The 14824-nt window shown below is 34.1% G+C and carries 10 protein-coding genes and 1 tRNA gene; 7 read left to right on the top strand and 4 right to left on the bottom strand.

The window, feature by feature from the left end:
• Window positions 1-20: 20 nt before the first annotated feature.
• Window positions 21-1358, bottom strand: a complete 1338-nt coding sequence (locus AN34_RS12600; protein WP_029285945.1) for a sugar MFS transporter — start codon at window positions 1356-1358, stop codon at window positions 21-23.
• Between the two features lie 445 nt (window positions 1359-1803).
• On the opposite strand from AN34_RS12600, the gene AN34_RS12595 reads away from it, so the two are divergent.
• Window positions 1804-1876: transfer RNA gene (locus tag AN34_RS12595), tRNA-Lys, on the top strand.
• Between the two features lie 247 nt (window positions 1877-2123).
• Here AN34_RS12595 and AN34_RS12590 read toward each other — a convergent pair.
• Entirely contained in the window at window positions 2124-3764 is a 1641-nt protein-coding gene (locus tag AN34_RS12590; protein WP_029285943.1) for a hypothetical protein, read from the bottom strand.
• A gap of 440 nt (window positions 3765-4204) precedes the next feature.
• Between AN34_RS12590 and AN34_RS12585 the strand changes: the two genes are divergently transcribed.
• The 4 genes from AN34_RS12585 (at window position 4205) to AN34_RS12570 (ending at window position 9708) form a co-directional block, all read left to right on the top strand.
• Complete coding sequence (locus AN34_RS12585; protein WP_157263303.1) at window positions 4205-4873, top strand: hypothetical protein; 669 nt, start codon at window positions 4205-4207, stop codon at window positions 4871-4873.
• 1 nt (window position 4874) lies between these two features.
• Window positions 4875-6059, top strand: coding sequence for a hypothetical protein (locus AN34_RS12580; RefSeq protein ID WP_029285939.1), 1185 nt, complete (start codon window positions 4875-4877; stop codon window positions 6057-6059).
• Window positions 6060-6152: 93 nt separating this feature from the next.
• Window positions 6153-8381, top strand: coding sequence for a peptidase domain-containing ABC transporter (locus AN34_RS12575; protein WP_157263302.1), 2229 nt, complete (start codon window positions 6153-6155; stop codon window positions 8379-8381).
• A gap of 10 nt (window positions 8382-8391) precedes the next feature.
• Window positions 8392-9708: an HlyD family secretion protein gene (locus tag AN34_RS12570; RefSeq protein WP_029285935.1), complete on the top strand. Its 1317-nt coding sequence runs from the start codon at window positions 8392-8394 to the stop codon at window positions 9706-9708.
• Between the two features lie 736 nt (window positions 9709-10444).
• Here the strand turns inward: AN34_RS12570 and AN34_RS12565 are convergent.
• Both AN34_RS12565 and AN34_RS12560 read right to left on the bottom strand, forming a co-directional pair.
• Window positions 10445-11086 carry a hypothetical protein gene (locus AN34_RS12565; protein ID WP_029285933.1) on the bottom strand — a complete coding sequence of 214 codons (642 nt, stop codon included), beginning with the start codon at window positions 11084-11086 and terminating at the stop codon, window positions 10445-10447.
• A 100-nt stretch (window positions 11087-11186) separates the two neighbouring features.
• Window positions 11187-12578 carry an HNH endonuclease gene (locus AN34_RS12560; protein ID WP_029285931.1) on the bottom strand — a complete coding sequence of 464 codons (1392 nt, stop codon included), beginning with the start codon at window positions 12576-12578 and terminating at the stop codon, window positions 11187-11189.
• 696 nt (window positions 12579-13274) lie between these two features.
• Between AN34_RS12560 and AN34_RS12555 the strand changes: the two genes are divergently transcribed.
• The gene (locus tag AN34_RS12555) at window positions 13275-14171 is read left to right on the top strand and encodes a hypothetical protein (protein ID WP_029285929.1); all 897 of its coding nucleotides are present in this window, start codon (window positions 13275-13277) and stop codon (window positions 14169-14171) included.
• A complete protein-coding gene (locus AN34_RS12550) occupies window positions 14158-14790 on the top strand; it encodes a hypothetical protein (protein WP_029285927.1) in 633 nt (210 codons plus the stop codon). The genes AN34_RS12555 and AN34_RS12550 overlap by 14 nt, the downstream gene beginning before the upstream one ends.
• The last annotated feature ends 34 nt before the right edge of the window (window positions 14791-14824 follow it).

Below are 14824 nucleotides of genomic sequence, written 5' to 3'. Positions count from 1 at the left end.
AATTAGTTAATGGCAAGCCGCTATTTTCTACCCAAACGATAACCGCTTAATGCAAAATATAGAATAAATAAATAAGCAGGAATCATCATTAAATATGCTGTTTGTGAATTCCCTGTTGTTTCAGAGATATAGCCATAAATTGGAGGAAGAATTGCCCCACCTACAATAGCCATAATCAGCAAGGCTGATCCCATCTTAGTAAATTTACCTAAGCCATCAATAGCCATTGGAAAAATAGCTGGCCACATTACTGAATTTGAAAAACCTAAGAGTGCAAAAATCCAGACAGCCGGGTGTGTAGGAAGATTTAAATCCTGACCAAATAAATGTAGAACAGCAATTCCGGGATTTGCTTTTATAAAAACCACTAATAAAACCAATAGCATGCTGAGGATACAGGAAATGACCAGGGCATTTCTTTGTGAAATAAATCTAGGAATAGAAATGATGCCAACGGTGTAACCCAGCAACAATCCGTAACCGGTGTAGGTAGCAAAGCTCTTGGACATGCCTAGCTTGTAACCTAAATGTGTACCTAGTCCGGCGAAGGTATCATAACTGATTACCTCCATTCCAACATAAAAAAACAAGGCTAAAACGCCAACTATCAGATGTGGAAAGTTGAAGATATTTTTATTCGCTGCAGCTACCTTTGAATCTTCAGGCAGCACATTTGAGTCTAGAATATCCTGTTCTTCTTCTACTTCGGGAAGCTGCACAAAAAATAGCAAAACACCTACTAAAGCAAATGAGATTGTAATGAATACATATGGCATAACCACTTTTTGAGCCAACGTATCCAAAGCCATATTTTTTCCTGCTTCATCCATCGTTTTTAAGCTGGCCTCGAAGGCATCACTATCTTTCAAAATGATACTGCCTAATACGTAAACAGCAAGAATACCAGCGATTTTATTACATATCCCCAAAATACTGATGCGCCTAGCGGCACTTTCTTTTGGGCCTAGCGCTGTCGCATAAGGATTGGAAGCTGTTTGAAGTAATGCTAAACCGCTTCCTATGATAAATAATCCGAGTAAAAATGTAGGAAAGCTTCTTGCATAGGCGGCGGGGATAAATACAGCAGCTCCTATGGCCATTACAAACAACCCTACAGACATCCCTTTTTTAAAACCTGTAAATTTTAAGACAAATGATGAGGGAATGGACATTACAAAATAAGCAGCAAAAAATGCGGAAGCGACATAATACGATTCGGTACTGGTGAGTTGACACGCAATCTTTAAATATGGAATGAGCTGACTATTTGCCCAGGTAATGAATCCAAAAATAAAAAAGAGGACACCAATAACGAACAATGCAAAACTATAATTTTGCTTTTGAGGTGAATTTAACATGTGTTTGGCTAATAATTGATTGATCCGACCAAATTAGCCAAATATTTTTATGTTTTACAAATCAATACCATTGAATATTATCAGAATCAAATAAAATTTAGATAGAATTGCAAAATATATCAACATTTTTAACTCAATAACCAGATATTTATCCAATTTAAATTAGCAATTTTAAAATCAAACTCTTATACTATCTAAATTATCATTTCGAAAATGATGATCTAATTTTTAATTGCAGGAAAAACTTTTAGAAATTATTTATGCTAAGCGTACTAAAGTACCATTACTCAAAAATACTTAAACGTGTTAAAAATGAACTGATGATAATTAATCGCCTTATAAATCAATACAGTAGCATATTTCACCTATTTTTATTTGCAACAGCGCTATCTGAATCCTATATTTGCAACACTTTAAAGAAAACGGCAATGTTTTAAACAAAGTAGATTCCGTAGCTCAGCTGGTAGAGCATTACACTTTTAATGTAGTGGTCCTGGGTTCGAATCCCAGCGGGATCACGAAAAGCCTCACAGAAATGTGGGGCTTTTTTGTTTTATACCATCTGGATTGGAACAGAAGCACTGGCCTTGGGTTCGATTTGTAAAAGGTTCAGGGCCGAGTTTGGGATAATGCGAGGCTGAACCAATCCCAGCGGGATCACGAGAAACAATATCAAAGTGAAATAAAACCCTGCAAAAATTTGGTTTTCAGGGCTTTAGCTTTTATTGGTTATACCAAAATATCCATGAAATGACCAATAATTTATCAGGTTACTTTATCTATTTGTTTCCTATGATAAATTTCAGATAATATAGTAAGTTGCAATGCAATTTGATTGCTGTTTAAAAGTAAAAGAGGCTGGATGTGTTGGAAGATCAAAATAAAATAAAGTACCTGATCTTCATATGAGTGCTTAACAATAGGCTTTAATACTTCTAAAGTCAGATTACATTCATTTAAAAGCTCCAAGCTTAGTTGATGTTTTTCCCCAAGAACATTTTTTATTTCTTCAATTACATCCTCATATAATTTCCCTGACATTGAGGCGCTATCCCTAGCAATTAATTTGCCTTTTTCACAGGCTTCCTTTAATACATCTTCATTTTCCAAATAAAATTTATGAAACTGCTTATACTTATTCTTCTTAAACTCATTAATAGTGTTTGGATTCAGTTGTTTTTGTTCACTGACATTTAATAAATACCTACTTGATAAATAATAGAAGATATTTATATAATCTTGTTGGTCTATTTTTAGATATTCAAGTAAGAAAGAGTCAATTAATATTGCAATTATCAAATGACGTTTTACCTCATATTTCTCATATTTCGAAATCAATTGTTCCATTAAAATGGAGATTTTTATTGAACAGTTTTCGAATCCTTTAACAAATTTATTGAGTGCATTGATCTCGTTTAGTTCAAAGCTAGGTATTTTAGAACTGCGATATGCAGTGCCTATATCTGCGTGAAGAATATTCGTCAATTGGGAAAAAATGATTTCCTGCCAATCATTATCATTAGTTAAATTTAATCTTTCGAAGCAAATTGAGATCTTATTTTTATACACTCTCGGCTTTGTAGTATCAGATACGTAAAAATATCGGTAATGGTCCCTTAAGATGTGATCTTGTTTGATTCTTTGGAGTAGCATAGTTATAAAGTGTTCAATATTCAGATTTTCATAATCTAGATCCACAATTAAATATTTATTTTCAAACACTCTATTACTTTCAAAAGTTGATGAAATGGAAATATAGTCCTCAATAAACATCCCGATTTTTCTATAGTAATCATATCCTTCTTCTTCGATCCCACCCTTAGTTAGTGTAATTAACCGATCGATCAACGAAGCTTCGCTTTCATAAAGAAAGTCTGCTTTATGCCTGCCACTCATCCTCCAGTTAGTAGTCTTTATAAGTTCAACCTGTGTAATCAAACTAAAAAATTCATTTATAAGAAAAATCTTCTGATAAGGTTTTGAATCCTTTAAGAATTCCTTCCTTATTTTGGTAAGACCTTTGATAAGTGCTTTATAGGTTTCAATATTATTATGTATACCGCAGACAAATAACTGTTTGGCTTTCTGCTGTACTTTAGAAACTAGACCGGTTTCATTATCTTTTATAATTGTTCCCTTCACAATCATCGTCAATAAAATACCCCGCTGATCAAACTGTTCATTTCTAAGCATATTATCAAGATTGTTTGCCGGAATCTGTGTAATATCAATACGAACGCCTTCAAACATTAACCCTTGTGGAGATATTGTACTAAAACAAGAATCAAAAATTAAAATATCTATGTCACTAAGTGAGGTAGCATAATCATTGTTTAGGTATGATCCAGCCAAGATCGCACCTGATGCGTTAGGATACTGTTCATTAATAAGTTTCAAAATATTCATATTGATATATATTAATTATTATTTGTAAATATTGATTTTGAATTAAATAATTATATTTTTGGTTGTAATATTAATTATTATCTTTTTGTAGACAAAAATTATATTTTAATACCTGAATCTGCCTATTCATACCAAAAAAAAGCAGCATTAAAATTGTAGCTTCCAAATTATGAAATAACAACAAATTAGATTTATATTTAATTAATAAAATAGAAACATGTTAATGACCCGTTCCTCTACTAACATCAGTAACACTGGTTTTTACGCTTGCACCATAGTTATGCTAAGGATAGAGTATTGAGAATACTATACATATTAAAAATAATATAATAATGCCGTATCATCAATAATGAAAGGTGTTCAAAATTGATACATTTAAGAATATAGCATCAATCAGTTAAAAATTATAATCAATTAAATTATAGCATATCGACTTTTTTATGAAAATGAGAACTCTTAGTATCTATCTTATATTATCTAGTATATTCTTAACTCATTTAGTTTCTGCTCAGGTCACTTTAAATTGTAATAATCAAGATATCTCTAAAACGATTTTTAAACAAGACTCAACTCAGCGGTTTAATAACTATTTCAACATTGAACAAACAGATTTTAAAGGTATAAAAGAAAGCAAAAATCAAATTGAACTTAGGTTCTATACTCCATACGCTTTAACCACAAAAGCAATTGATATTTACATTCTTAAATCCAACCCGGACAGTAGTACAATTACTAGAATTCGAACTTTAGTTATGGAGGGAACTACTAAAGGGTTTAAAATTGTTCGGGTGATCAAACCAAAAGAAAACAAGAAAAAACTAGACCTTAATTTACTGTATCAAGAAAAAAGTGTGACATTAAAAGATAGCTTTTGTACGATATATAAATTTTTGCTGGACAATAATATCTTCACCCTTTCGGGTAATAAGAGCATAAAATTTATAACATCAAATGAAGATTCGATGAGTGGTATCTATTTTGAAGTTAAACTTAAAAATAAAAGTAGAAATTTTAATTATATAAGTGGCGGCAATTATATAGATACAGTACCCAAAAGAAAAGACAACATAAATAGCATAGTAACATACTTAAAAGATAAATTTAATTAATATGACAAGAAACGGTTTAGCTAATTTCAATGATTTATCAAAGGATTTTGAAATTATATCAAAGTTAGAAAATGCAAATATAATAGGTGGTGGAGTAGATTTAGATGCTTTATTCACTCAAATATTTGATTTTTCGGCCACAAACTTAAATGCAGCAACAATTGCAATGTTTAAAAAAGAAGTTACAGATTTAGCAAGTACCACTGTTGGCGACAATCTTTTACAATCATTACTTACTGCAGGCAATAAAATATTTGTAACGAATGAAAAACCGACTGAGGCGGGAGCTTTTGGGGGATACGGCTTCTCAAACAATACATTACAGCTTGGCAGCCTTGATCCTGACACCAATACCGAAGTTTTAAATAGTTTGGCATTTTCTTCGATTGCTCATGAATTATATCATGCTTATCAAGATAATGTTACTTATGGGAACAATCAAAGTGCAGCCTCTGAAGCATATAGAACTGATGCAAAAACTGAAATTGATGCTGGTATTTTCTCTTACATGGCAGCAATCGAATATGACATAAATCATAATCTAGCGTATGATAGCGGTGAATCTCATGCTAGGCAATCTTTTAGCTTAGAAAGCGGAAATCCAAATACAGCTGCTAAAGCTGCTTTTGATAAAGCTTGGCAAGAAACTTTTCTTCAAGGTTTCACAAAGGAAAACTATAATGCCCTTATAAGGAATTTCAAAGAAGGCTCATCTTATACTGTCTCAAAAACAACGAGTACTGAAGTTCAGGACCTAAACGAAACCTTTATTGACAATTTATTCAACACGGGCTTTTCTAGTGAAATTAAGCTTTGGAAAGCAATTAATGATAATACGGGAGCTACTCCAAATCAACTAATTTCAGCGGATTCCACTTTGCATGCCCCTATAAATGTAGGAACTGATTCCGGTAGTAATGGAAGCAATGGAAGCGGAGATGGCGGCGATCCTTACAATGGTTCAGGATCAGGAGGAATGGATAGTGGATATTCCCCATGGATTACTTCGGGTTCCTATGATCCCAATTATGGTTATTCATCAAATAATGGTGACTATTGGTTTACAAGTCCAGCTACTGGTATGCCCCAAAACTCAGGTTGGGAAAGCGGTAATAACGGAGGGCCAGTTGGACCAAATAACATACCATGGTGGTATTACTTGTCTAATGATTCTTCATCTTGGTAGGTTTCCTTATAAGTATAATGAAATAAATAAAATAGCATATTATTCTAATTGATATATTCACTCATTAAATTTCCAAACGATAGACAATTAGACATGATGGATTGCGGTCCTGCATGTTTAAAAATGATTTCTAAATACTACGGAAAATTTTATTCCTTACAATATCTCCGAGATAAATGTGGCATAACAAAAGAGGGAGTATCGTTTTTAGATATTAGCCATACGGCTGAAGAGATTGGACTACGTTCGCTTTCCATAAAGTGTACAGTAGAAGACCTATTGATTAAAATTCCTTTGCCTGCAATTATTCACTGGGATAACAGCCACTTTGTAGTCGTCTATAAGGTTAAAGCAGAACGTGTAAAGACTAAAAGTTATAGTGAAAGTAGTAAAATTGCTAAAGGTACAATTTATGTCTCCGACCCACTCAAGGGATATGTAAGATACAACGCAGAGGAATTTGCAAATAAATGGATTAAACATGGTACCGAAAAAGGTGTATTAATGGCCATAGAGCCTCAGGCAGACTTTTACCAACGTGAGGCATACGAAAAGATAGAAAGGTCTAAAACTTTTGAAAATTTCCTAGGCTATTTTATACCCTATAAAAAGAGTTTCATTAACTTGTTTGTGGTTATGCTTCTGGTTACGATACTCCAAGGTTTTTTACCATTTATAAGCAAAGCAGTAATTGATGTTGGCATTCAAACTCATGATGTGGATTTTATCAATATTGTACTCATCGCTAATGTTACCATCATTATCAGCGTTTTGTTAAGTAATCTGGTGCGTGACTGGATATTATTACATGTAACATCCAGGGTTAATATTGCATTGATCTCTGATTACCTAATAAAGCTCATGCGCTTACCCATTACCTTCTTTGAGAACAAAATGACTGGTGATATTTTACAGCGTGCCCAGGATCATGAGCGTATCAGATCGTTTATAATGAACAATTCTTTAAACATGATCTTCTCGACGCTCACTTTTGTCGTTTTCGGAATTATTATGTTCATTTATAATCCCATAATATTTTATATTTTTTTGCTAGGTAGTATACTTTATGTAGTATGGGTAATGGCATTTCTTAATGTCAGGAAAAAGTTAGACTGGGAGTATTTTGATTTGGTTAGTAAGAATCAGAGTTATTGGGTAGAAACGGTTGCAAGTATTCAGGATATTAAGATTAACAATTACGAAAAACAAAAACGTTGGAAGTGGGAAAATATTCAAGCCAGACTTTATAAAGTAAATTTGAAAGTGCTCAGTGTAACCAATACTCAAAACCTTGGCGCACAATTTATAGATAGTCTTAAAAATCTATTCATAACTTTTTTTTGTGCCAAAGCAGTGATTAATGGAGAAATCACTTTTGGGGTAATGATTTCTACTCAATTTATTATTGGTATGCTAAATGCCCCTGTTGTCCAATTTATACAGTTCATTATTTCTTTTCAATTCGCAAAACTCAGCTTTTTAAGGTTAAATGAAATTCACCAACTGGAGGATGAGCATGAATCTATCGGCAATAATAGTGTTGAACTTCCTAGCGACAAGAGCCTTATAATAAATAATGTGAGCTTTCAGTATAATCCAAATGGGCAAGTAGTATTAAAAGGCGTAAAGTTGGTCATTCCGGAAGGCAGGATAACTGCTATTGTAGGAGATAGTGGCAGCGGCAAATCAACTTTATTAAAATTGCTACTCCGATTGTACAACCCGTCATATGGTGAGATCATGATCGGTAATATGAATATTAGTAACATAAGCCTGAGACAATGGAGAGATAAGTGCGGTGCTGTGATGCAGGATGGTAAAATATTTAATGACACCATTATGAATAACATAGTATTAGACGATGAAAGAATTGATTATGTTAAAATGAAAAATGCGTTAGAAACAGCCAATATTGCCAAAGAAATTGAAGCACTCCCTTTAGGATATCAGACGGTGATGGGTGAACAAGGCCGAGGGTTGAGTGGAGGACAAAAACAACGAATTCTAATTGCCAGAGCATTATATAAAAATCCAGATTATCTCTTTTTTGACGAAGCCACTAACAGCCTGGATTCTATTAATGAACAAAAGATCGTGGCTGCTTTAGATAATGTATTCAAAGATAAGACAGTAATTGTTGTTGCCCACAGGCTTAGTACGATACAAAAAGCTGATCAAATCATCGTTATGCAGAATGGAATGGTCTCAGAAATAGGGAACCACGATTCTTTAATGGTAAAAAAAGGCAGATACTATCAGTTGGTTCAATCGCAGGTCGATTTCTCGCCCAAAAATCAGGTTGACATTACGGGCCTTATATAAGAACTGAGGGATGGAAAAAGATAAACTATTGTCCATTGATCCTAGGACTGAGGAAGTACAACATATTATAGACAGGATGCCAACACGATTTGGCTTTTGGGTTTCAGCAATTGTGGTGTTTCTGTTTATACTTTTGTTTGTTTTTGGCTGGTTGGTTCGTTATCCTGATATGATAAAAGGCCAGATTAATATTAATGCAAATAGTGCTCCATTAAAACTCATTGCTAGTTTCAATGGTAAACTAAAGCTCAATGGGATTAAGTCTATGGACGAAGTAAATGAGGGACAGGTGCTTGCCTACATAGAAAACCCGACTAATCCAACCAGCGTAATTTATATTGATAGTTTACTTAAATTGTTTAATCCAAACACGGATAAAATTTTAGACATCAGAAAGGAATTACCTCACAATTTTTCATTAGGTGAATTAAACGCTAAATATTATGCATTTGTTAACAGTCTTCAGGATTTCATCAACTATAAAGAAGACAAGCTTTTAGATAAGCAGGCACAAAACTTCCTCGTTCTATTAAATGAGCAGCGGAATTCGATATCCACTGCCAACAAAAGGGTAGAAATGGCTAAAAACAGTTTAATTTATGTTCATAAGTTTTATAGCCGGGATTCTACATTATTTACAAAAAAAGTAATTAGCGAATCTGAGCTGGATAAAACACAAATGAGTTATTTATCTAGTAAGGATGGCTTACAAAATGCCATTAACAATTTAATTAATGCCAAACAGGCTGCGCAGCAAACGGAAAGTAAGATTCAGGAATTAGGTATACAAAAGCCTGAGAAGGAAAAAGGATTGCAAATCGCCCTGATCTCAGCGTATAATGATTTAGTTGATAATATTAAAAGTTGGGAACAGAAGTATGTTTTTATAGCTCCATTTAACGGAAAGGTTCAATTTCTAAAATTTTATAATGAGAACCAATTTGTACAGGCCGGTGAACAGGTATTTACGATCGTACCAGCTGCAGAGAAAGCATTTGGACAGCTCGTTTTACCAGCACAAGGTAGTGGTAAAATTAAGACAGGTCAGGAAGTAATCGTTAAACTGGATAACTATCCTTATTTGGAATACGGCTCGATAACAGGTCGAATTAAGTCAATCTCACTAACCACTAATACCACCAAAACAGAAAAAGCAGATGTAGAAACCTATATGGTGTTGGTTGACTTTCCTAATCAGTTAAAAACCAATTATGGAACGAAACTTGATTTTAAGGCGGAGGCAAAAGGGTCAGCAGAGATCATCACCAATGACAGGCGTTTAATCCAGCGCTTATTTGATAACCTCAAATATATAATGAGAAAATAATCCGATGCTTTACTTTCCTGGTGTTTTCATTTTAATAAAGTATACGCTATTGACATCTTATAATTACTGCTGAAGTGGTACTTTCTTTCGCATACGCAGGGCTTCTATAATCCTTTTTTATTCCTTATCCTTGGGCATTATTATTTGGTATCGCTCCTATATGCTTTCTTTCAATAGCACCAATCCACTTTTCGCTATTTCCAATCCCTGAAGATCACAATAAGAATAAGATCAGTGTACTAATGGCCTGCGGTAGTTCTTCGAATGTGTACTTCATTGGCGGTATCTTTTGTTTTGATACCGCAATGTTAGTGGCTTGTTTTGTAGGGTTACAACAAGTTAAACCGCATCCTTACCGTTTCTCTACTAATATTTACTGTTTTTTTTGTTTCGAACTGTTGGAACCAGAAAAGGAACTTTGTCTTTCATCCTTACCTCTAAAATTGGTGATTTGCAGGCCCTGGTATCGGATGATATAATCGCACTTAGCCAGCCCTCCGAGTATTCGTTTACTTTATCTCCATTGCTATTTAGGAAGTTTTTTAGAATCCATTTTTCGAGTTCCGCTTTTCATTGCATCCAACAATCAGGTTTGCTTCATAGAATTGCTTAAAAGCATTGGCAAGCTTATTACTGTTTCCGTTGAAGATCATCTGGTTTGCAGGTTGTTCGTCCGCTTTTATTAGGGCGTCAAGCTGGCTGAAATGTTCTTCTGAAAAATAAGTCTTTATCAGTTTCAGAAAATCACCTGTAAACTGATGATTGAATTTTGGCCGACTCGCATCGGGATTATATGGGATTTTGTGGGCTGCTCAGGCTTGAAATCTTCAGTTTGTTGCGGGCTTTTTTGTTTGGCCGTCCATTTCTCGAAAGTTTCACGGGGATGTAGAATTTCATCGATTTCACTAACCAGCTCACTTAAGAACTTGTCCCTGATCTTTAAAGTATCGTGCAGACATTCTACAAGCTCATCGCCTATATAAATATCCTTGTAGTCTGATTGTAGGTTGTTAACTATGAACAAATAATCTAGTTGGATTGAAAATATTAGGTTGCTGGGATATTCAGTTCTAAGCTCACTATAATGCTGGTTGAAATTTGTCCATATGAGTTTAAACCTTTCCTTTAATTTTTTGAGCTGTTCAAATTCTCTTTTTAAACTGGTGTCGTTAAGGGACAACAGATCAATTAAAGCCATGTCTTTTAATACCCTGATTTCACTCTTATAAGTGAACGAATCATAATAGTGGGTTTCGTGGGCAAGACTATAAGCTCGTTTCTGCCCATCTTCTTTTATGGAGCTCTTTAATTCGCTTTTGGTAACAAGGTGCAGGTTAAAAATCTGCAATCGAGTAAGAAAGTTGGCTAGGTTCTGCATATTTCGACGGTTTAATAGGAATTAAACAAACATAAAAAAAAGGTGGCTAACGCCAGTTTCTGTTTGAAGAACAAACTACTATCGGTTCATAATCATTGCGTTAAAGCCATACGAAATAATCCGGCAGAAACGGAACACCTGTAAATTTAAATACATCTGTGGCAGGCCAATATTCTTTGGAGCCATCTTTTTCAGAAACGAAACAGCAGTATACCTTCAACATATGCACATCATTCCTAGGCCTATGCCTAGCAAATACAAAATTTTCCATTTTATAAATGCTTTCATTCCCTTCAAATGTAAATTCGTGCCCAATAAATTGATGATAAAAAAATTTAAACTCCTCAATTTTATCTGCTTTAATCAATGAATGTATATAGTTAATCTCTTTTAATTCTTTTAAATTGAAGTCTTCCACCGCATCAGGAAAAACGAACACCATCATATGAGCAATCATTTTTGTGGCCCTTTCTACATATTTTTTTTCGTGTTCATCTTCTGTTATAGCACCTCTCTCCAATTCGATATCTAGTTCATCTTTAATATCTTTACACATCAAGCTAACCTGTTCATAGATATGCCTGTCCTCATGCCTATCAAAAAGGGCATTGATGTTATGTTCAAATTCCGCAGGTTGTTCTTCAATGTTATCTATCTTAACGTCAATTTCCATTTCCAAAATCTCCTTTGTAATAGCATCCTGATGGTAGACAAAATCTACTTTTTCACCCTCATAATTTTCAACTAAAATTACATACCCACATATTACTGTGAATATTTCAATATATGCATATATGATTTTCTTAACTTCATCCGATCTAATAACAATGAGGTGAGATATTTCAGTGCTTTCCGGTTTCCTGATATTATGAGAGGTGTTACATATTTGGATATTAGAAAAGTTTTCCTGTAGCTTAGCAATAGAACTAATGAGTGGTTCTATCCATTCTTGATTAAGATTACAGTAACAATAATATTCAACGATAATTTTGTTTAATGCCAACAGAAATTTTCCGTCAATTTTTATTTCTGCGTCAGCCGATAGACTGATATTTATTTTTTGGGACTTACTAGTAGAAAATTCGCCCTTAAGTGCCGCCATTCCAACTGTACGGACAGCTTTGGTTGCCATCGCTTTATAAGTGCTAATTTCGTCTGGGCCAATTACATTAATTTGAATTTTACCATCATCGCGTTTTATGGTTGTAACCTGTGGTTTTATTTGCTTTAATTTACCGGACGTATTATCAATTAGATAAGGTGTACCTTCCTCGTCCTTAACAACAAGGTTTTTAGAATTACCAATTTTTAAGACGTGTAATAAAACACCCAATGTCTCTTTCAAAATAGGGTCTACCTTTACCCCAAATAGATTATTGCAATTTGAACAAATTAGTTCTTTGGAATGTAATTGCCCATTTATACTTTGAGGAATTATATGTTCATCGGAACCATCTAAAACATTTTTGCAGAAAACACATATATCTCTCATAAGCTGCAGTAAAATAAATTACTCAACTAAAGGTAAGATAATTACTTTTATAGTGAGAAAAGCCCTCAAAGGAGTTATATAATGTGAATCCCAACGAGATCACAAGAAACAACATCAAACACGACTAAAATTATGAAAATGAAGCTAATGAATAGTTTTTTATTCTAAGAAATTACCAAAATTCGCATATTTTATAATATAAAAAGTGAGTAATTAGGTGCGTAATTTTGAAATCTGTCCTACTCACCGAATAAATTGCAACTTATTGTATGACAACTATTTTAATCACTAGACATCTTGTATACGTCTTACTGTAAAGATTATTTTGTTTAATCCTTAATGTGCAAAATTATGACAACTAAGTTTAACCTACTTTTTTATTTGAAAAAGCAAAAGAACTACATCCGCAAAGTAATTAAGATGCTTCCCTAAAACAATACCAAGGCTCTTTGGATGACAAAACAGCAATCCAAAAGGCCTTTTTAAAAAAGATAAGCAATAATGGTCATTGGGAAATGACCGAAATGGAATTGATCTTGAACCAGTTCTTCAAAGCATTTCAACCTAAATAACGCACAGGAACCATTAAGACAAACCTACTCTATTGTGATTATGGAATTAGACCTCTAGCAGGCATGGCCAAGCTTTTAGCTATTGTTTATTTTTTTTTAAATTAGCAATCTAAACTAACGTTTGATGGCTACCGCAATCCCCGATATTGTAGACGACCTCTACAAAAATAGCAATTATGAAATTACGGACGATGCATTAACTCAGGAGATACTGAATAATAAGGAACTTTCAATTAGGGACTTATGGCTTTTGCCTCAATACCCTTTTGATGAATGGAGAAAAAAGCACGACTATCCCAGGATTTTAGAAAATCTGAAAAAAAGCCAGATGCGTTTCTCCGAATGGATGGAACAATATAACTTATCAGATGAAGTGCTGATGGATGGCTATATCAGTTCCTTTCTAAACTATAAGTATAAGGAAAATAAAAAGGCAAACCTCAAGTTAAAGACAATCTTCACACGCCATTCAAAAGAAATAAAAAGTCTCAAATTAGAAGAGAAGCGTAAACTGGCAATTAGAAAAGTATATCGGAAAAAAGGCGATTACCACTTAATAAAAGTTAGTTACGAAGGAAAAACCAAACATCAGGTTTGGGACGATTATGATGGTGAAACACAAACGGAAGGCGATGGCGAGCCTGTAATCTACGAATATATTCTCTCCTTTGTCTCCTATTCAGATTGGTGTATTGCCAATAATCTGGAAAATAAAATTCTAGATAGAATGAATAAGATTTATAAGAACACAAAGGAGGAACAGGTCTATCTTAACGGGAATATACGTTTGTTGAAAATGGGTGGCATTGCGCCACCTGCAAATGGATTAGGTATCCTTTTACGGGGAAAAAACCTCGAATTTATAAATGTGAGTGGACTGATCCTAAAGGATACTATTCATTTTTCAGATTTAGGCAATTTGGAATTTAATTATTGTACTGTCGATAATCTCAATTGTTCGGAATTAAACATGCCACATCTTTCGTTCCATAATTGCAGTGCGCAATATGCAGATCAATAATTCGGAGTTACAGAATTGGAAGTTTATTAACTCCTATGCGTCCGGAAAGATATCCAATAGCCTCTTACAGTATTTTCGAGTATGGGGTGGCTTTTTTAATCCGGTTTTTGAAAATTCAGAGCCTGATCATTTTGGTATCTGGCATAAACCTATGAAACATTCGCCTGATTTCGACCGTACCTACAGAACACTTTTCAGAGCGAATACAGATTTAGGAAACCATAAAGAAGCCACTAAATTCAAATTGATGGAGCTGGATTTTATAGGGGAAAAGCAAAAAGGCCTGCAATATTATTTGTGGTGGATTAATAAACACTATTGGGGTTATGGATGGGCACCATTGAAAATAATCCGGTTTACATTGTTAGCTATTCTTTTCTTTGGCATCATCTTTTCTTTTGCCCCTGGTCTAATCATTATCGGCAATACGGAAACAATGAGTCTAGCCGAAAAAACGGGAAACAGCCTATATGGTAGTATCTGTACCTTTGTCACCCTTGGATATAGCGGAAACATAGCACCGCAAGGTTTTTTCAAAGTAATCGCATCTATTGAAGCAATCCTTGGTGCTATCACTATGGGTTTTCTCGTAGTATCCTTAACTAAAACAAAAGAGTAGATGCTCATCGTCGCTATAACCAATTACCTATTAA

Origin of the sequence: Pedobacter sp. R20-19 (genome assembly GCF_000708265.2) — a bacterium.
In the GTDB taxonomy this organism is placed as follows: Bacteria; Bacteroidota; Bacteroidia; order Sphingobacteriales; family Sphingobacteriaceae; genus Pedobacter.
The sequence above is the reverse complement of the archived record's forward strand: the minus strand, read 5'-3'. Positions and strand labels throughout refer to the sequence as shown.